Below are 19,512 nucleotides of genomic sequence, written 5' to 3'. Positions count from 1 at the left end.
TCGGCCGGCCGGGGGCGGACGGCGGTGGTCAGCCGAGTGCGGCCTGGCGGCGGTCGGCCGCGAAGTCCATCGCATGCTGGACGACTCCGATGAGCACGTCCTTGACCGATGCCCGGTCACGCGCGTCGCACAGCAGGACCGGTACGTCCTCGTCCAGGTCGAGGGCCTGCCGTACGGCATCGGCCGGGTAACGGGCGGCTCCTTCGAAGCAGTTGACACCGACGAGGAAGGGTATGGAACGCCGCTCGAAGTAGTCCACGGCGGCGAAGCAGTCCTCCAGACGGCGGGTGTCGGCGAGCACGACCGCGCCGAGCGCGCCCTCGGACAGCTCGTCCCACATGAACCAGAACCGTTCCTGCCCGGGCGTGCCGAAGAGGTACAGCACCAGGTCCTCGCGCAGGGTGATGCGCCCGAAGTCCATGGCCACGGTGGTGGTGTGCTTGCCTTCCACACCGCTGGTGTCGTCGACCGGGCGCCCGGCCTCGGTGAGCACTTCCTCGGTACGCAGCGGCCTGATCTCGCTGACCGCCCCGACGAGGGTCGTCTTGCCCACGCCGAAGCCACCGGCCACGAGGATCTTGAGCGTGACCGGCTCGACCGGGGGCTTGCCGCGCTCAGAACGCCCGAAGATCATCGGTCTCTTCTCCTGCTTGATGGTGGTCGGGCGACGGCCGGCCGTGGCCGCCGCCAGGGGTGTCCGCCAGAGACATCGATGCCGGTACGTCGCGTACGTCGTGCGGCGAGTGCCGGCCTGTCACCTCAGTGCTCCGTTCCCGTGCCGGTCACAGCGCGCGGAGGCCGTTGATCACGTCGCGCAGGATGCTCTCGTCCGGCAGCTCGGCCGGGGGCACCGGACGCGTGACATGGACGAGTTCCGTGTGCACGAGGTCGCCGACGAGCACGCGCACCACACCGACCGGCAGTTCGAGTTCGGCAGCGAGTTCGGCGACCGACTGCGGTTCGTCGCGGCAGAGCCCGACGATCTCCACGTGCTCGGGCGACAGCGTCGGATCCGTTTCCGGGTCGCCCGCGTCCGGTTCCGTGACGACCACCGCGATCAGGTCCAGCCGGTGCTGGGCGGGACTCGTGGTACGGCCGCGCGTCATGGCGTACGGACGGACGACCGGTCCGGCCTCGTCGTCGAACCAGTGGTTTCTTCCCTGACCGTCTCCGCTCATGTCATCCCACTACCCGCCTGCGGGCAGATCGGTGCGCGGAGCGGTGCCCAGATGCACGCCGACCCGCTTGACCAGGAGCGTCATCTCGTAGGCGACCTGTCCGACGTCGGATTCGGCGTCGGACAGGACGGCGAGGCAGCTGCCGTCACCGGCGGCGGTGACGAACAGGAAGGCGTCGTCCAGTTCGACCACCGTCTGCCGGACGCTGCCCACGTCGAAGTGACGGCCCACGCCCTTGGCAAGGCTGTGGAAGCCGGAGGCGACGGCGGCCAGATGCTCGCTGTCCTCCCTGGACAGGTCCTTGGACACACCCGTTGGCAGCCCGTCGCCGGACAGGACGACGGCCTTGCGGATGCTGGCGACCCGGTCGACCAGGTCGTCCAGGAGCCAGTTCAGCTCCCCCTTGTTCGTCGCCGTGTGGCCGGTCGCCTTCGGTGCGGTCATCGACCGTCCCCCTTAGTCGTTCCTTGTGCTGTGCCGTTGTGGGCGCTGTCGCCCGCGGCATTCTCCCGCCGGCCGCGCTGCCAGCCACGCTGGAGCGAGGCCATCCGGTTGCGGACCTCCTCGGCGTCGCGGTCGGCGGGCTGCGCCGCGCGGTCGGCGCGCTGCGCGGTGTCCTGCTTGAGCTGGGGGGCCAGGTTAGCCTGGCGGACCCGCCGGGGCAGGAGCCCGGGGGCGGGTTCGGGAGCCACCGCGGCGCCCGAACCGGTGGCTGCGGGGCTGCCGGCGGGGATGACGCCGCTGGTGCCGGTGGCGCCGGTCGGCGGGGTGCCCCGGGTGGGCAAGGCCTCGCGGCCCGACCGGGCCTCGTCCGGCCGGGGTTCCACGGCGGAGGGCTCGGCGGGTTCACCACGGGGACGGAACCTTTCGCCGGCCGGCTCGGCCGAACGACCGAAACGGTTCCGCTCTGCGCGCGTCTCGGCCGCTTCATCACCGAAACGGCCGTGCTCACCGGCGCGCCCGGCCGCACCGTCGCCGAAACCGCCCTGCTCAACGAGGCGCTCGGCCTCGCCAGCACCGAAACCGCTCTGCTCACCGACGGACTCAGCGCCGCCCGTACCGAAACGACCCCGGTCACCGGCGCGCTCAGCGCCGCCACCGTCGGGCCGGGCACTCCCGCCGGCGGCTCCGGTCTCGCGGCCGAAACGGAACCGCTCACCGGCCGGCTGGGCCGTACCCTCGTCCGGCCGGTCCATGGCGCCCCGGTCCGACCAGCCTGGGGTGCCGCCACCCGGCGGGCGAAGGGCCGCATCCGACCGACCGGTGACGGCCGCGTCCGACCGCTCCGTGCCGCCGCCGTCCGGCCGGCCCGTGGCACCCGCGCCGGCCCCGCCGGGTGACCCGGGTCGGGTGCGGCGGGGCAGGCCGGGGACATCGGAGGGCGGGGCGGTGCCGTCGGCGGGAGCCGTGCCGCGTTCCTGGGCGCGGTCGGGGAGTTCGGCGGGGCGGCGGGAGGCCGTGGTGCGCCGGCGTGCGGGCAGCGGAGCCAGTCCGCCCATGTCGGGTCGGCGGGAAGCGGCGGGGGGCTGCTGCTCCGGTTCGTCGCGGCGGGTCCGCTGGTCGGTGACGGGCTTGCCGTGCGAGCTGACCAGTTTGGGGGTCTGCCGGCGCGGCAGCGGGATGGGCCCGCGTTCTTCGGCCTCCTCGCGCGGCGCGCGGTCGGCGGACGCGGAGGGCGGCTGCTCTTCGGCGCGGGAGAGGGAGCGGCGGGGCAGGAACAGCCCGCCGCGCTCACTGTCCTCGTCACCCAGGACACCGGGGAAGTCGTCGATGGCGTCGAGGTCGACGGGTGCCTCCAGTTCGACGGGGCCGTCCAGCAGCGAGGTCGGCAGGCCGGGCAGCTGCGCCGGCGCGGCGGACCGTCCGCCGGCACGGCCCCCCGCCTGCCCGATGCTCTTCTCCTGGCGGTCCCGGTCGAGGCGGAAGCCGACGCCGTTGGTGTCCGGCACATCGTCGCTCAGCAGCGCGTCGGGGATGAAGACGACGGCGGTGGTGCCGCCGTAGGGCGACGGCTGGAGGGAGACCCGGACGTTCTGGCGCTGGGCGAGCCGGCTGACCACGAACAGGCCGAGCCGGTCGGTGTCGGACAGTTCGAACTCGGGTGTCTCGGCGAGGCGCAGATTGGCGTCCAGGAGCGCCTCGGCGGTCATGCCGAGGCCCCGGTCGTGGATCTCCAGCGTGAAGCCGTTGGCGACCCGCTCACCGACCACCTGTACGGCGGTGTGCGGGGGCGAGAAGACCGTGGCGTTCTCCAGGAGTTCGGCCACGAGGTGGGTGAGGTCGGCGACGGCCGGCCCGGTGACGGCGACCCGGGGCAGGCGCCGGACCTCGATGCGTTCGTAGTCCTCGACCTCGGCGACGGCGGCCCGTACGACGTCCATCAGCTGCACCGGGCGGCGCCACTGCCGGGAGGGTGCGGCGCCGGAGAGGATCACCAGACCCTCGGCGTGCCGCCGCATGCGGGTGGTGAGGTGGTCCAGGCGGAAGAGGTCGGCGAGTTCGTCGGTGTCCTCGGTGCGGCGTTCCATGGTGTCGAGCAGGGTGAGCTGCTTGTGCAGCAGCACCTGGCTGCGACGGGCGAGGTTGACGAAGACCTCGGAGACGCCGGACCGCAGTTGGGCCTGTTTGACGGCGGCCTCGACGGCGGCGCGCTGGAGGGTGTTGAGGGCCTGGCCGACCTCGCCCATCTCGTTCTTGTCGTACTCCAGACGCGGCACCTCGGTCTCGACGTCGACCTGTTCGCCGGCGGACAGGCGGCGCATCACGCTGGGCAGCCGGACCCCGGACGCCTCGTGCGCCTCCAGGCGCAGCTGGCGCAGGTCGCGGATGAGGCCGCGGCCCACACGGACCGACAGGACGACGGAGAGCACGAGTGCGACCAGGCCGAGGAGGCCCGCGACGGCCGCCTGCAGGATGACGCCGATGGCCACGGGACGCGTACGGTCCTGGAAGCGGTCGCCCACCTGGTCGTCGAGGGTGCCGAGGCCGGCCAGCACGCTCGCGGCCGCGGAGTCCCAGCTCTGGGCCGTGACACCGCGCGGAGTGCCGGAGCCCGTGCCGATGGTGGTCCGTTCGGCCGCGCGCAGCGGTGCGGTGGTGGCGCCGTTCCAGAAGCGTTCGTAGCGTTCGCGTTCGGCGGCCGGCAGCAGCGGCAGGCTGACGTCGTACAGGATGGTGCGCTGGGCGACGAGGTCGGAGATGTCGCGGGTCTCGTCGCGGGAGAGCCGGCCGACGACCAGGGAGGAACCGAGCAGGGCGTCCTCGCGGGAGAGGAGCTCGCGGGCGCGGCTGATGTTGACCATCGCGCGGGCCTGCGTGTCCAGGTCGACGTCGTCGATGCCTTCGAGGGCGCCGAGCAGCGTGAAGCAGGGGTCGACGAGGCGGTTGTACTGCTCCAGGGCCTGGGCGCGGGTGACGGTGCCCGCCTCGACGCTGCGGCGCAGGGAGTCGAGGCCGCCGAAGGCGTCGAGGACGGCGGCGAGGCGTTCGCTGTCGTCCGCGTCCATGGCATCGAGGACGTCGTGGTCAGCGGCGTTCTTCCGGATCTCGGCGATGGCCCGGTCGGTGGCGGTGCGGGTGCGCTGCAGCGCGGTGAGGGCGTCGGCGGCTCTCGGGTCGGCGAGGTAGACGAGGGTCTGGCGGCGTTCCTGCTGCAGGACACGGACGGTGTCCTCGGCGGGGTAACCGATGTCCTCCTTGACGTCCGACACGTGGAACAGCCGGGCGACTTCGCGCCCGGTGAGTACCGTGGTGAAGGCCCAGACGGCGGTCAGGGACACCAGCGGCACGAGAAGCAGCGCCACGATCTTCCGGCGGATCGACTTCCCGCGAAAGCGCATGGCCTCCCCCAGCTCGACCCCCGCGGGCCGGGGGTGCACATGTGCGTCAACAAACGGCGCGAGCCTACTACCGCCTCACGGTCAACTCGAAGACACGTCCGGAGGGTGAACTTCCACTTCGACTGCGAGACATGGCGAGTTGTCCGGGCATTACGGGAGATTGCCACCGCGATCTGCCGGCCGCACCGGGGGTGACCGTGCTGCCGTGGCCGGGCGGTTGGCTTGTTTTTTTCGCTGGGCGGGAATCTTCCCGCGATCTCGTTCGTCCTTCTCTACGGGAAATGGGGGCGGAATGGGCCACAGGAGCCGCATGCCGCACCCCGGCGGCGTAAAACTGCGCAAGCCGGGCAGCCACTGGGGGAGCCGGAGTCTTGTGACACCGGGGGCGAGCGGTCTGCTGGCGGTGGGGAGTGACACGGTGATGGGCACGGCGGAGCGGCGCGAAGCGCCTGAAGAGAGCGTGGCGGGGCGCTCGGCGGCGGGGCGGCGCCCGGGGGCGCCGGATCGCGACATCCCGGCGCGTGGGAGCGCTGCGGAGTCCACCGGCGAACAGCAGCAGGACTACCGGCCGTTGTGGGTCGAGGAGCCCGCCCGACGGCACCCGCTGCCGGATCCGGTGCGTACGGCGGCGGTGCGCGCGGTCCTGATCACGGCGGTGACCCTGATCCAGGCGATGGTGGCGTTCCTGTGCACGATGGCCGGGTCCTGGCTGGCGTTCCCCATGGTGATCAGCAGCGTGGCGAGCACGGTGGTGGCCACCTGGGCCGTGGTGGACGTGTGGGTGACCCGCCAGGTGTGGAGCCAGCGGTACGGCGTGATCTCCGAGCCGAGCAGCACGGCCCGGGCGCTTCGCCGCGAGCGGCGCGCCCGCCGGCGTGAGGAGCGCGCGGCCCTGCGTGAGCAGGAGCGGATACGCCGGCGGGGCGGCGCCGGGCAGTTCTCGCATAGCTGAGCGGGAGTGGCCGGGGGCGGGCGCGGATCTCGGCAGGGGACGACCCGGGCAGGGCGTAGGCGGGGCGGGGTGTGACCCCTGCCGGACGGCTCCGGTCCGGTGTCACAGGGCGGCCGGTGCGGCCCGTTCCCGCTCCTCCCGCTGGAGTTCGCGGCGGGCCCGCATGAAGGCGCGCGGCCGGTCCACTCCGAGGACAGCAACCGTACGGCCGTCCCGCTCGTAGTGGGCGAGGAAGCCGGCCTCGCCCGGGCCATCGTCGGTGATCTCGCCCTCGGTGACGCGGACGGTGTCACCGTCACGGTGCCGGCCCGCGAACTGGATGCGGGAGCCGTACTGGTCGGACCAGAAGTACGGCACCGTGCGCAGCGTTTCGACGGTGCGGCCGGCGAGCAGGTTGGTCACGGCGACGCGGGGCTGCTCGGTGGCGGAGGTCCAGTGCTCGGACCGGCTCCCGCCCACGCGCGCGACGTCCCCCACCGCCACTACCTGGGGCAGGGCCGTCGCACAACCGTCGTCGCACAGGACGCCGTCGTGGAGGGCGAGCGTCGAGCCCACCAGCCAGGAGGTGTTGGGTATGGCGCCGATGCCGACGATCACGAGGTCGGCGGGCAGCGCGCGTCCGTCGGTGAGGTCGACACCGGTGACGGTGGCGGTGCCGCGCAGGCCGACCACACCGGTTCCGGTGATGAGCTCCACCCCGCCGCGACGGTGCAGGGCAGCGCACGCGGCGGCCATCCCGGCGCCGAGCTGGGGCACCAGCGGCAGCGGTGCGGCCTCGACCACCGTGACCTCGTGCCCCAGGCCGGCGCACGAGGAGGCGGTTTCGGCGCCGATGAAGCCGCCGCCGATGACGACGACCCGGCGGGGTCCTCGGCAGAGGTCGGCGCACAGGGCGCGGGCGTCGTCCAGGGTGCGCAGGGTGTGCACGCCGGCGAGGCTCTCGCCGGGGATCCGTCGCGCGGCGGCGCCGGTGGCGATGACGACGGCGTCGGTGGAGACCGTACGGCCGTCTTCGAGAAGAACGGTACGGCCGCGCGTGTCGAGGCCTCGGGCGCGGACGCCGAGCAGCCACTCGGCGTCGAGTCCGGCGGTGTCGTCGGCGTCGGTGAGGGCGAGGTGCTCCTCGTCGGTGCGGCCGGTGAGGAAGTCCTTGGAGAGGGGAGGGCGGTCATAGGGGCGGTGGGTTTCCTCGCCGACGATCACCAGACGGCCGTCGAAGCCCTGGGCGCGCAGTTCACGGGCGGCGTAGAGCCCGGCGAGGGAGGCGCCGACGATGGTCACGGTCTTCATACGGCACGGCTCCTCGCGGGGGCGGCGGGGTGGTCGGTGCGGGCCGCTGCCTCGTCGGAGGGAGGGCCCATGGGTGTCCTGCCGGTGGGCCAGGAGCTGGGGGATCGGGTCACGAGCTGTCTCCGGGCACGGGCCGTGCGGCACCGGCGCCCGCGTAGGGAGTTGTCGTCGCCGTGGCGATCGCCGACGGAGTCCAGCCGTTCCGCCCGGCCCCGGGCCGTCTTCACGCGGACCGGCCGCCCCTCGGCCGGCTTCACACGGTCCCACCGGCCCTCGGCCGTCCCCACGCAGTCACACCGGCGCTGGGCCTCCTTCCCACAACCCCACCGGCCCTGGGCCGGCTTCACACAGCCCCGCCCACCACCAGCGGGCTTCACCCGATCCCACCGGCCCCTCGCCAACCTCATGCAATCCCACCCAGCCCGGGCCGGCCTCACCCAGCCCCACCCGCCCCGGGCCGCGTTCATGCGATCGTCCCTCGGCCTGGCGAAGTTCGGTCGGCTCCGGCAGCCGCGGGCGCTCCTCGTTCGGTCGCGGCGGTTCTGGGTGGTCTTCATGCGGCCGTGCCCTCCTCCGCGGTGAGGTGGACGTGGATGACGCCGTCCTCGACGGTGACGCGGTGAGTGCGGACGGGCCGTCGGGCCGGCAGGCAGGTCGGTTCGCCGGTGCGCAGGTCGAAGGACGCGGCGTGCAGCGGGCATTCGACCAGGCAGCCCTCCAGCCAGCCCTCGGAGAGGGACGCGTCCTGGTGGGTACAGGTGTCGTCGACGGCGTAGAGCCCGCCGTCTTCGGTGCGGAACACGGCGATGGGCGGTGTGGTCTCGACGCGGACGGACTCACCCTCGGGGAGGTTTTCGAGGCGGCAGACGGGAATCACGGGCCCCCCTCTCGGTCCGGGACGCTCGGTCCGGGACCTGCTCGATGCAGGCGTCAGGGATGCAGCCGGGAGCCGGACCCGCGGTGGTCCGGCCGGGCAGCGGTAAGGGAGTGCAGCGGCACAGCAAGGCCGGACGTCTGGGTCCGGGTCGTCCGGCACCCTTCCGGGATCCGGACGCTTCGGTAACATGATGTTTCGTATGGCGCACGAGCTAGCGCCATGCGCAACAGAATCCGCGCGGGACGACCGCCGCGTCAAGGGCTTCCCGCAGATGCGGCCCGAACCGGGCCCACAGGTGGTGAGAGTTGAGCCATGACCCGCACGCAGAAGCAGTCTGACCGCAGCGAGGAGACCACGGAGAACCCCCGAGTCCCGGAGAGGCAGAACGGCCGCGGCGCGGTCAGCGCGGTGCAGTCGGTGGACCGCGCCGTGAGTGTGCTGGAGATCCTCGCCCGGCACGGCGAGGCGGGCGTCACCGAGATCGCCGAGGAACTGGACGTGCACAAGTCCACGGCCTTCCGGCTGCTCGGCGTCCTGGAGAACCGCGGCCTGGTGGCCCAGGCGAAGGACCGCGGCAAGTACTACCTCGGGGCCGGCGTACTGCGCCTGGCGGGGGCGGCGGCAGTGCGGCTGGACATCTCCCAGGAGGGCGTCCCGGTCTGCCGCGAGGTCGCCGACGAACTGGGCGAGACGGTGAACATCGCCGTGCTCGACGAGGACGCGGCCGTCAACATCATGCAGGCCCGCGGCACCGCCTCCGTCACCGCGCAGAACTGGCTCGGCAGACGCACCCCGCTGCACGCCACCTCCAGCGGCAAGGTGCTGCTCGCGCACATGCCGCCCACCCTGCGCGAAGGCCTGCTGGCGCGCTCGTTGCCGCGGTTCACCGACCGGACGATCACCGGGGCGGCGATGCTGCGCGCCGAGTTGGAGGCCGTGGTCGAACAGGGCTACGGCGTCACGATCGAGGAACTGGAGCTGGGGCTCGCCGCCGTCGCGGCACCGGTGCGTGCGCACGACGGCAAGGTGATCGCCGCGATCAGCGTCTCGGGGCCGGTGTACCGGCTGAATCCGGACCGGCTGCCGGAGGTGGCGAAGCGGACGGTGGCGGCCGGCGCCGAGTTGTCGCGCCGTATGGGCTACGGCTTCTGAAGGAGTTGCGGCAGACCGTCACGGCGGCGCGGGACCGGTGGGCGACACCGGTCCCGCGCCGCCGTGTGTCCGAAGGGTTTCGCCCCGCGGATTCCTTTTGCCAAGGGTTAACGCGCACCCCTTGACGGCCGTGTGACGCCGTTCTCAGTATGTTCCCCATCGCGCAACCCATCGTGCAATGCGCAACAGCAGAGGAGCTTGTCGTGCCACACGAGGTCCGTGCCGTAGTCGCTGTGAAGAAGGGCGCACCCGTGGAGGTGCGGACGATCGTGGTTCCCGACCCGGGGCCCGGCGAGGTCCTGGTCAGGGTGCAGGCCTGCGGGGTGTGCCACACGGATCTCCACTACCGGGAGGGCGCGATCAACGACGACTTCCCGTTCCTGCTGGGCCATGAGGCGGCCGGCACGATCGAGGCGGTCGGCGCGGGTGTCACCGACCTGGAGCCCGGTGACTACGTGGTGCTGGCCTGGCGGGCGCCCTGCGGCGGCTGCCGTTCCTGTCGCCGTGGCCGGCCCTGGTACTGCTTCGACTCCCGCAACGCCGCCCAGCCGATGACCCTGCTGGACGGCACCCCGCTCAGCAATGCCCTCGGCATCGGCGCGTTCGCCGAGAAGACGCTGGTCGCGGCCGGGCAGGCGGTGAAGATCGACCCGGCGGCGCGTCCGGAGGCGGCCGGTCTCATCGGCTGCGGGGTGATGGCCGGTTACGGGGCGGCGGTCAACACCGGCAAGGTCGGGCGCGGTGACTCGGTCGCCGTCATCGGCTGCGGCGGTGTCGGGAACGCGGCCATCGCGGGCGCCTGTCTGAACGGCGCCATGAAGGTCATCGCCGTGGACATCGACGACAAGAAGCTCGACCAGGCGGAGAAGTTCGGCGCCACCCACACCGTCAACTCCCTGGGCACCGACCCGGTCGAGGCGGTTCGCGCCCTCACCGACGGGCACGGCGTGGACATCGCCATCGACGCGGTCGGCCGGCCGGAGACCTTCGAGCAGGCCTTCTACATGCGCGACCACGCCGGTCTGCTGGTCCAGGTCGGGGTGCCCTCCCCCGAGATGAAGGTCGAACTCCCGCTGATCGACGTCTTCTCGCGCGGCGGCGCCATCAAGTCCTCCTGGTACGGCGACTGCCTGCCGAGCCGGGACTTCCCGTTCCTGGTCGACCAGTACCTGTACGGCCTGCTCGACCTGAACGCCTTCGTCTCCGAGACCATCTCCCTCGACCAGGTGGAGGAGGCGTTCGGCAAGATGCACCGCGGCGAGGTGCTGCGCTCGGTGGTCGTCCTGTGAAGGGCGCCGTACGCATCGAACGCGTCGTCACGCAGGGCACGTTCAGCCTCGACGGCGAGACCTTCGACGTCGAGAACAACGTCTGGCTGGTCGGCGACGACGAGGAGGTGCTGATCGTGGACGCCGCGCACGACGCCGAGGCGATCCACCGCGCCACGGCGGGCCGCCGGGTCGGCGCCGTCGTCTGCACCCACGCCCACGACGACCACATCGGCGCCGCGGCCGCGCTCTCCACCCGTACCGGAGCACCCGTCCTGCTCCACCCGGACGACCACGAGCTGTGGTCCCACGCCCACCCCGACCGCAAGCCGGACGGCGAGCTGACCGACGGCCGCGTCCTCACGGTCGCCGGGATCGAACTCCAGGTCATCCACACCCCCGGCCACACCTGGGGCAGCTGCTGCCTGTACGCCCCCTTCCTCGGCTCCGTCTTCACCGGCGACACCCTCTTCCACGGCGGTCCCGGCGCCACCGGCCGCTCCTACTCGGACCGCCCCACGATCCTGGCGTCACTCCGCGCCCGGCTGCTCACCCTGCCGGGCGGCACCGTCGTCCACACCGGGCACGGCCAGGACACGACGATCGCCGCCGAGCGGCCGAACGTCCCCGCCTGAGCGACTTCCCGCACCTGCCATCCCCGCCACCACAAGGAGGGGCATGTCCAGCACCCCCGAACACCGGTCCCAGGGCCCCCGCGTCGTCGTCATCGGCGCCGGCATCGTCGGCTGCTCCCTCGCCGACGAGCTGACCGCCCGCGGCTGGACCGACGTCACCGTCCTCGAACAGGGCCCGCTCCCCGCCCCGGGCGGCTCCACCTCCCACGCTCCCGGACTCGTCTTCCAGACCAGTCCCTCGAAGACGCTCGCGGAGTTCGCCAAGTACACCGTCGAGAAGTTCTGTTCCCTCCAGGTCGACGGTGTCTCCTGCTTCCAGCAGGTCGGCGGCCTGGAACTCGCGACGACCCCCGAGCGACTGGCCGAGCTGCACCGCAGGGCCGGCTACGCCGCCTCCTGGGGCATCCGCGGTGAGGTCGTGAGCACCGCCCGCTGCAAGGAACTGTGGCCGCTGCTGGACGAGTCGGTCGTCCTCGGTGGATTCCACACGCCCGACGACGGCCTGGCCCGGGCCCTGTTCGCGGCCCGCGCCCAGATGGACCGGGCCACCGCGCGCGGCGCCCGCTTCCTGGACCGCCACACGGTCACCGGCATCGAGCAGGCGGACGGCCGGGTCACCGGCGTGGTCACCGACCGGGGCACCTTCCCCGCCGACCACGTGGTCTCCGCGGCCGGGTTCTGGGGGCCGGTCATCGGCCGCATGGCCGGGGTCGACGTACCGCTGCAGCCGCTCGCGCACCAGTACGCGGGGACCAGGCCGCTCCCCGAGCTGAGCGGCGCCACGGCCGAGGCCTCGAAGCCGATCCTGCGTTTCCAGGACCGCGATCTGTACTTCCGTGAGCACACGGACCGCATCGGCATCGGTTCGTACGCGCACCGGCCGCTGCCGGTGGACCCGTTCGCCGTGTTCCCGTACGACGAGGCTCGGGCGCGGGACATGGAGATGCCGTCCTCGTACCCGTTCACCGAGGAGGACTGGGCGCCGAGCTGGGAGGACTGCCGGCGGCTGCTGCCCGCGCTGCGGGCGACGGAGATCGAGACCGGCTTCAACGGCGTCTTCTCCTTCACCCCGGACGGCATGCCGGTCCTCGGAGAGACCCGGCAGCTGCGCGGCTTCTGGCTGGCCGAGGCGGTCTGGGTGACGCACTCCGCCGGGGTGGCGAAGGCGGTGGCCGAGTGGATGGTCGACGGGCGGCCGTCGGTGGACGTGCACGAGTGCGACCTCACGCGGTTCGAGGAGGCGCAGCGTTCACCGTCGTATGTCCGTGAGCGCGGTTCACAGCAGTTCGTCGAGGTGTACGACGTGCTGCACCCCCTCCAGCCGATGGAACAGCCCCGGCCGCTGCGCGTCAGCCCCTTCCACGCCCGTCAGCAGCAGCTCGGCGCCTTCTTCCTGGAGGGCGCCGGTTGGGAGCGTCCGCACTGGTACGAGGCGAACGCCCCGCTCGTGGACGCCCTCGGCGACCTCCCCGAGCGCGATGCCTGGTCGGCCCGCTACTGGTCCCCGATCGCCGCCGCCGAGGCCAGGGCGACCCGCGAGAAGGTGGCTCTGTACGACATGACCCCGCTGCGCCGCCTGGAGGTGACCGGACCCGGCGCGCTCGCCTTCCTGGACCGCATGACCAGCAACAACCTCCGCAAGAAGCCCGGCGCGGTCACCTACACCCTGCTCCTGGACGAGACCGGGGGCATCCGCTCCGACCTCACCGTCGCCCGTCTCGCCGCCGACCGCTTCCAGGTCGGGGCGAACTCCCCCGCCGACCTCGACTGGCTGCTGCGGCACGCGCCCGACGACGTCCAGGTCAGGGACATCACCTCCGGCACCTGCTGCATCGGCGTCTGGGGGCCGCTCGCCCGCGACCTGGTCCAGCCGCTGGCCCGCGACGACTTCTCCCACGAGGGCTTCGGCTACTTCCGGGCCAAGCAGACCTACCTCGGGCACGTGCCGGTGACGGCGATGCGCCTCAGCTACGTCGGCGAGCTGGGCTGGGAGCTGTACACCACGGCCGACCTGGGGCTCCGGCTCTGGGACACGCTGTGGGAGGCCGGGCAGGAGCACGGCGTGATCGCGGCCGGGCGGTCCGCCTTCAACTCCCTGCGGCTGGAGAAGGGGTACCGCGCCTGGGGCGCCGACATGACCGACGAGCACGATCCGTTCGAGGCGGGCGTCGGCTTCGCGGTCCGTATGGACAAGGAGGACTTCGTCGGCAGGGCGGCACTGGAGCGGGCCGGTGAGCCCTCGCGCCGGCTCACCCCGCTCCTCCTCGACGACCCCGCGGCCGTGGTGCTCGGCAAGGAGCCGGTGTTCGTCGACGGCGTCCCGGCCGGCTATGTGACCAGCGCGTCGTACGGCTACACGCTCGGGCGCTGCATCGCCTACGCCTGGCTCCCGGCGGGCCTTGCCACCGGCACGGGCGTGCACATCGCGTACTTCGGCGAGAAGGTGCCGGCCACCGTCGCCGACGAGCCGCTCTTCGACCCGAAGATGACCCGCATCCGCCGTTAGGAGACGTCCGTGACGACGACCCCGATCTCCCCGAGCCTCATCGCGACGCTTCCGGGCCGCTACTACACCGACCCGGACGTCTTCCGGCAGGAGCAGGAGAACCTCTTCGAGTCCCTGTGGTTCTGCGCGGTCCGCAGCGCCGACCTGGACAAGCCGGGTGCCTTCCGCACGGTCCAGGTGGGCCGCGAGAACGTCATCATCACCCGCACGCGTACGGGTGAGCTGCGCGCCTTCCTGAACGTGTGCCGGCACCGGGGCGCCCGGCTGTGCATGGAGGAGTCCGGCGAGGTGCGCCGCACTCTGCAGTGCCCGTACCACGCATGGACATACGACCTTGACGGCAAGTTGATCGCCGCACCCAACTTGATCAAGATGCCGGACATCGATCGAGTCGCGTACGGGTTGATCAACGTGGCCCTGCGCGAATGGCTCGGCTACGCCTGGGTGTGCCTCGCCGACGAACCGCCCTCCTTCGAGGACACCGTGATGCACGCGGCCGTGGAACGGCTCGGCGACGCCGCCGCCATCGAGCGCTACGGCACCGAGCGGCTGGCCCTCGGCAAGCGCATCACGTACGACGTGAAGGCCAACTGGAAGCTGATCGTCGAGAACTTCATGGAGTGCTACCACTGCGCCACGATCCACCCCGAACTCACCGAGGTGCTCCCGGAGTTCGCCGACGGGTACGCCGCCCAGTACTACGTCGGACACGGCGCGGAGTTCGGTGAGCGGATCAAGGGTTTCACGGTCGACGGCAGCGAGGGTTTCGGCAGGCTCCCCGAGGTGAGCGACGACCAGGACCGCCGCTACTACGCCATCACGATCAAGCCGACCGTGTTCGTCAACCTGGTCCCGGACCACGTCATCCTGCACCGCATGGTCCCGCTGGCCGAGGACCGCACGGTCGTGGAGTGCGACTGGCTGTACGCGCCGGAGGTGGTGGCGTCGGGCGCGGACGTGTCGAAGTCCGTGGAACTGTTCCACCGGGTCAACGTGCAGGACTTCGAGGCGTGCGAACGCACCCAGCCGGCCATGTCGTCGCGCGCGTACCGCGGGGGCGGGGTGCTGGTCCCGAACGAGCACCACATCGGGATCTTCCACGAGTGGCTGCTGACCCGGCTGGGAGACGCCCGTGCCTGATCTCTTCATCGACGGCGCGTGGCGCAGCGCCCTGGACGAGCGCACCCGGGAGATCCGCTGCCCCGCCGACGGCTCGCTGGTCGGCGTCGTGGACGAGGCCGGCGGCAAGGACACCGTGGAGGCGATCGCGGCGGCCCGGCGCGCCTTCGACACCGGTCCCTGGCCGCGTACGCCCGCGCAGGAGCGCGGCGACCTGCTGCTGCGGGTCGCGGACCTGCTCGTCCGTGACAAGGACGCCCTGGCCCGCGCCGAGTCCCTGGACACGGGCAAGCGGCTGGTGGAGAGTGCGTACGACATTGACGATGTCGTCAACTGTTTCCGCTACTTCGGGCGGCTGGTCGCGAGCGAGACGGGGCGGGTGGTCGACACGGGGCGGGAGGACGTCGACAGCCGGGTGGTGTACGAACCGGTCGGCGTCTGCGCGCTGATCACGCCCTGGAACTATCCGCTGCTGCAGACCGCGTGGAAGGTCGCGCCGGCCCTCGCGGCGGGCAACACCTTCGTGCTGAAGCCCAGCGAGCTGACCCCGCACACGGCGATCCACCTGGTGCGGCTGCTGGCGGAGGCGGGGCTGCCGGCGGGCGTGGCCAATCTGGTGCTGGGCGCCGGTCCGGAGGCGGGCGCCCCGCTGGGCGAGCATCCGGACGTCGACCTGGTCTCCTTCACCGGCGGTCTGCAGACCGGCCGCAGGCTGATGGCGGCCGCCGCCGGGACGGTGAAGAAGGTCGCACTCGAACTCGGCGGCAAGAACCCCAACATCGTCTTCGCGGACGCCGACTTCGACGCGGCGGTCGACATGGCGCTGACCGCGGTGTTCCTGCACTCCGGGCAGGTGTGCTCGGCCGGGGCCCGGCTGCTGGTCGAGGACGCGCTGCACGACCGGTTCGTGGACGAGGTCGTACGCCGGGCCCGGCTGATCCGGCTGGGCGGCCCGTTCGACGAGCGGGCGCAGGCCGGGCCGCTGATCTCGGCGGCCCACCGGGCGAAGGTCGAGGCCTATGTGGCGCGGGGCATCGAGGAGGGGGCGGTGCTGCGCTGCGGCGGCGCCCGGCCCTCCGGCCCCGGCCACGACGAGGGCTTCTACTACCTGCCGACCGTCCTGGACGCGTGCACGAGCGGCATGTCCGTGGTCCGGGAGGAGTCCTTCGGGCCGGTGCTGACCGTCGAGCGGTTCACCACCGAGGAAGAGGCCGTACGGCTCGCCAACGACACGATCTACGGCCTCGCGGGCGCCGTCTGGACCGGCGACGAGGCCAGGGCGGCCCGGGTCGCGGCGGGGCTGCGCCTGGGCACGGTCTGGATCAACGACTACCACCCGTATGTGCCCCAGGCCGAGTGGGGTGGTTACAAGCAGTCCGGGTTCGGGCGTGAACTCGGACCGGCGGGGCTCGCCGAGTACCGCGAGACGAAACACATCTGGCGCACCACCGCGCCGGCACCGCAGGGCTGGTTCGACTGACAGCCAGAGGAGTCCGCTCATGACGACCACCGACCAATCGCCAGGCCCCCACCACCACGACGACGCCGAGCTCGCGGAGTTCGGCTACAAACCCGAGCTCAAGCGCACGCTCGGCAACTTCCACACCTTCGCCGCCGGGATCAGCTACATCTCGATCCTGACGGGCACCTTCCAGCTGTTCTACTTCGGCTACGGCAGCGGCGGTCCGGCCTACTGGTGGTCGTGGCCGATGGTGTTCGCCGGCCAGTTCGCGGTCGCCCTGTGCTTCGCCGAACTCGCCGCCCGCTACCCGGTGGCCGGCTCGGTCTACAACTGGTCGAAGAAGATCGGCAATCCCCATCTCGGCTGGCTGGCCGGGTGGATGATGTTGATCGCGTCCATCGTGTCCATCTCCGCGGTCGCGCTGGCCTACCAGTTGACGCTGCCGCAGATCTCGTCCACGTTCCAGTTCATCGGGGACGGCACCGGCAAGTACGACGTGGCGACGAACGCGGTCGTCCTGGCTGCCGTGTTGATCCTGTTCACCACGCTGATCAATGCTTTCGGCGTCAAGTTGATGGCCACGATCAACACGGCGGGCGTCTTCATCGAGTTGATCGCCACCGTTGTATTGATCATCTTGTTCGCCGTCCACATCACCCGTGGCCCTCAAGTCGTCATGCAGACGAACCACATGGGATCGGGCTACTCGACGGGTTACCTCGGCGCCTTCCTGGTGGCCTCGCTGGCCTCCGCGTACGTCATGTACGGCTTCGACACCGCCGCCTCGCTCGGCGAGGAGTCCCTGGACCCGTCCCGGAACGCCCCGCGCGCCATCATCCGCGCGATCGTCGCCTCCTTCGTCCTGGGCGGACTGGTCCTGCTGCTGGCGCTGATGAGTGTCTCCAGCCTCAAGGGCGACAAGCTGTCCACGGACGGCCTGCAGTACATCGTGCTCGACGTGCTCGGTCCGACGGCCGGCAAGGCGATGCTGTGGTGCGTGCTGATCGCGGTCACGGTGTGCGCGCTGGCCGTGCACACGGCGGCGATCCGGCTGGCGTTCGCCATGGCACGGGACAACAACCTGCCCGCGTCCTCGCTGCTGGCCCGGGTCAGCCCGCGCTTCCAGACCCCGGTCCTGCCGGCCGTGATCATCGGCGTGCTGGCGCTGGCGATCCTCGTGGTCAACATCCGCCAGCCGCAGATCATCACGGTCGTCACCAGCATCGGCATCATCATGATCTACCTCGCCTACCTGGGCGTCACGGCGCCGATGCTGGTGGCCCGGCTGCGCGGCAGGTGGCAGCCGGCGGGCGGGGGCCGGTTCTCGCTGGGCCGCTGGGGGCTGCTCGTCAACATCGTCGCGGTCGTGTGGGGCGCGGCCATGACGGTCAACCTGATCTGGCCGCGCGCCGCGGTCTACAACGCGAGCGCGCCGTACCACTGGTACCTGCGCTGGGGCGCGGTGCTGTTCGTCGCGGTCATCGCCGGAGGCGGCTTCGCCTACTACTGGTTCGTCCAGCGCCACCGCACCGGTGTGCTCGCCGAGCACCGCCTGGAAGCGGCGTCCGCCGCGGCCTCGGCTCACCTCACCGCCCCGGCGGCCGACTGACGCCGCCCCACACCCACCGATTACGACCGACAACGACTGATTCCGGCCGGATTCCGGCCGGCAAGGAGGTCATATGAGCATCGACGAGTTCGACTACGTGGTGGTCGGCGGCGGCACGGCGGGCAACGTGGTGGCGGCGCGGCTCTCCGAGAACCCGTCCGTGACGGTGTGCGTGCTGGAGGCGGGGCCGAGCGACGTCGGCGACGACGACGTCCTCAGGCTGGAGCGCTGGATGGGCCTGCTGGAGTCCGGCTACGACTGGGACTACCCGGTCGAGCCGCAGGCCACCGGCAACAGTTTTATGCGGCACGCGCGTGCGAAGGTGCTGGGCGGCTGTTCGTCGCACAACTCCTGTATCGCCTTCTGGGCGCCGGCCGAGGACCTGGACGACTGGGCGGCCCAGGGCTGTACGGGCTGGAGCGCGGCCGACCTGTTCCCGCTGTACCGGCGGCTGGAGAACAACGACGCGCCCGGCGACCACCACGGCCGCACCGGCCCGGTGAAGCTGCGCACCCTGAAGGGCGGCGACCCCTGCGGCGCGGCCCTGCTGGAGGCGTGCGCGCAGGCGGGGATACCCACGGTCCCGTTCAACACCGGGAAGACGGTGGTGCGCGGGGCCAACTGGTTCCAGATCAACTCCGACGAGAACAACGTCCGCCAGTCGTCCTCGGTGGCCTATCTGCACCCGGTCATGGGCAAGCGTCCGAATCTGGACATCCGTACCGGAGTACGCGCCAAGAAGCTGGTGCTGGAGGGCCGGCGGTGCGTGGGCGCCGAGTACCTGGACCCGGACCTGGTGCACACCCGCACGGTGAGGGCCCGGCACGAGGTGGTCGTCTCCTGCGGCTCGATCGACTCCCCGAAACTGCTGATGCTGTCCGGCATCGGCCCCGCCGGGCATCTGCGCGAGGTCGGCGTGGACGTCGTCGTCGACTCCCCCGGCGTCGGCGAGAACCTCCAGGACCACCCCGAGGGCGTGATCATGTGGGAGGCCAAGCGGCCCATGCCCACCACGTCGAGCCAGTGGTGGGAGGCGGGCATCTTCTACGACACCGAGCCCGGCCTGGACCGGCCCGACCTGATGTTCCACTACGGCTCGGTGCCGTTCGACATGAACACCGCACGCTGGGGCTACCCCACCTCGGAGAACGCGTTCTGTCTGACGCCCAACGTGACCAAGGCGAAGTCGCGCGGCACGGTGCGGCTGCGGACCCGGGACTACCGGGACAAGCCGAAGGTGGACCCGCGGTACTTCACGCACGAGCACGATGTGCGGGTGATGACGTACGGGCTCAGGCTGGCCCGCCGTATCGCAGCGCAGCCGGCCCTGAGCGGCTGGACCGGGGCCGAGCTAACGCCCGGCCCGGACGTCCGTACCGACGACGAGCTCCTGGACTACATCCACAAGACGCACAACACCGTCTACCACCCGTCGTGCACGGTGAAGATGGGTGCCGACGGCGATCCCTCGGCCCCGCTCGACGCGCGGCTGCGGGTCAAGGGGGTCGAGGGGCTGCGGGTCGCCGACGGGTCGGTGATGCCGGACCTGATCGCGGTCAACCCGTGCGTCACGACGATGATGATCGGCGAGAAGTGCGCGGACCTGATCAAGGACGACCGCTGAC

15 protein-coding genes are annotated in these 19,512 nt (G+C 71.6%); 9 read left to right on the top strand and 6 right to left on the bottom strand.

The annotated features are described in order from the left end of the window. Positions 1–28 precede the first annotated feature (28 nt). From ABT171_RS30650 to ABT171_RS30635, 4 genes are all read right to left on the bottom strand, one after another. Positions 29–634, bottom strand: a complete 606-nt coding sequence (locus ABT171_RS30650) for a GTP-binding protein (RefSeq protein ID WP_351249479.1) — start codon at positions 632–634, stop codon at positions 29–31. A gap of 148 nt (positions 635–782) precedes the next feature. After that, positions 783–1,178 (bottom strand): DUF742 domain-containing protein, encoded by a 396-nt coding sequence (locus tag ABT171_RS30645; protein ID WP_351249477.1) that lies wholly within the window; start codon positions 1,176–1,178, stop codon positions 783–785. A gap of 9 nt (positions 1,179–1,187) precedes the next feature. Beyond that, positions 1,188–1,622 carry a roadblock/LC7 domain-containing protein gene (locus ABT171_RS30640; protein WP_351249475.1) on the bottom strand — a complete coding sequence of 145 codons (435 nt, stop codon included), beginning with the start codon at positions 1,620–1,622 and terminating at the stop codon, positions 1,188–1,190. Further along, complete coding sequence (locus ABT171_RS30635) at positions 1,619–5,017, bottom strand: sensor histidine kinase (RefSeq protein ID WP_351249473.1); 3,399 nt, start codon at positions 5,015–5,017, stop codon at positions 1,619–1,621. Before ABT171_RS30635 ends, ABT171_RS30640 begins: the two co-directional genes overlap by 4 nt. Positions 5,018–5,438: 421 nt before the next feature. Here ABT171_RS30635 and ABT171_RS30630 point away from each other — a divergent pair, with 421 nt between their 5' ends. After that, positions 5,439–5,969 carry a hypothetical protein gene (locus ABT171_RS30630; RefSeq protein ID WP_351249509.1) on the top strand — a complete coding sequence of 177 codons (531 nt, stop codon included), beginning with the start codon at positions 5,439–5,441 and terminating at the stop codon, positions 5,967–5,969. A 102-nt stretch (positions 5,970–6,071) separates the two neighbouring features. On the opposite strand, the gene ABT171_RS30625 is transcribed toward ABT171_RS30630, so the two are convergent. Both ABT171_RS30625 and ABT171_RS30620 read right to left on the bottom strand, forming a co-directional pair. Next, a complete protein-coding gene (locus ABT171_RS30625) occupies positions 6,072–7,259 on the bottom strand; it encodes an NAD(P)/FAD-dependent oxidoreductase (RefSeq protein WP_351249471.1) in 1,188 nt (395 codons plus the stop codon). Positions 7,260–7,812: 553 nt separating this feature from the next. Further along, a complete protein-coding gene (locus ABT171_RS30620; RefSeq protein WP_351249469.1) occupies positions 7,813–8,136 on the bottom strand; it encodes a bifunctional 3-phenylpropionate/cinnamic acid dioxygenase ferredoxin subunit in 324 nt (107 codons plus the stop codon). Positions 8,137–8,448: 312 nt separating this feature from the next. Between ABT171_RS30620 and ABT171_RS30615 the strand changes: the two genes are divergently transcribed. The 8 genes from ABT171_RS30615 to ABT171_RS30580 all read left to right on the top strand — a co-directional run bounded on the left by ABT171_RS30615 (position 8,449) and on the right by ABT171_RS30580 (position 19,511). Continuing rightward, a complete protein-coding gene (locus ABT171_RS30615) occupies positions 8,449–9,288 on the top strand; it encodes an IclR family transcriptional regulator (RefSeq protein ID WP_351249467.1) in 840 nt (279 codons plus the stop codon). 203 nt (positions 9,289–9,491) lie between these two features. After that, positions 9,492–10,577 carry an S-(hydroxymethyl)mycothiol dehydrogenase gene (locus tag ABT171_RS30610; protein WP_351249465.1) on the top strand — a complete coding sequence of 362 codons (1,086 nt, stop codon included), beginning with the start codon at positions 9,492–9,494 and terminating at the stop codon, positions 10,575–10,577. Beyond that, complete coding sequence (locus ABT171_RS30605; protein ID WP_351249463.1) at positions 10,574–11,191, top strand: MBL fold metallo-hydrolase; 618 nt, start codon at positions 10,574–10,576, stop codon at positions 11,189–11,191. Before ABT171_RS30610 ends, ABT171_RS30605 begins: the two co-directional genes overlap by 4 nt. Before the next feature lie 43 nt (positions 11,192–11,234). Then, positions 11,235–13,697, top strand: coding sequence for a GcvT family protein (locus ABT171_RS30600; RefSeq protein WP_351249461.1), 2,463 nt, complete (start codon positions 11,235–11,237; stop codon positions 13,695–13,697). Between the two features lie 9 nt (positions 13,698–13,706). Continuing rightward, complete coding sequence (locus ABT171_RS30595) at positions 13,707–14,837, top strand: aromatic ring-hydroxylating oxygenase subunit alpha (protein WP_351249459.1); 1,131 nt, start codon at positions 13,707–13,709, stop codon at positions 14,835–14,837. Then, positions 14,830–16,296, top strand: coding sequence for an aldehyde dehydrogenase family protein (locus tag ABT171_RS30590; protein WP_351249457.1), 1,467 nt, complete (start codon positions 14,830–14,832; stop codon positions 16,294–16,296). Before ABT171_RS30595 ends, ABT171_RS30590 begins: the two co-directional genes overlap by 8 nt. A 19-nt stretch (positions 16,297–16,315) precedes the next feature. Beyond that, positions 16,316–17,887, top strand: coding sequence for an APC family permease (locus ABT171_RS30585; protein WP_351249455.1), 1,572 nt, complete (start codon positions 16,316–16,318; stop codon positions 17,885–17,887). A 73-nt stretch (positions 17,888–17,960) separates the two neighbouring features. Next, entirely contained in the window at positions 17,961–19,511 is a 1,551-nt protein-coding gene (locus ABT171_RS30580; protein ID WP_351249453.1) for a GMC family oxidoreductase, read from the top strand. Position 19,512 lies beyond the last annotated feature (1 nt).

Source organism: Streptomyces sp. NPDC001851, assembly GCF_040297165.1.
Taxonomy (GTDB): Bacteria; Actinomycetota; Actinomycetes; order Streptomycetales; family Streptomycetaceae; genus Streptomyces.
This window is presented reverse-complemented; position numbering and strand designations above follow the sequence as displayed.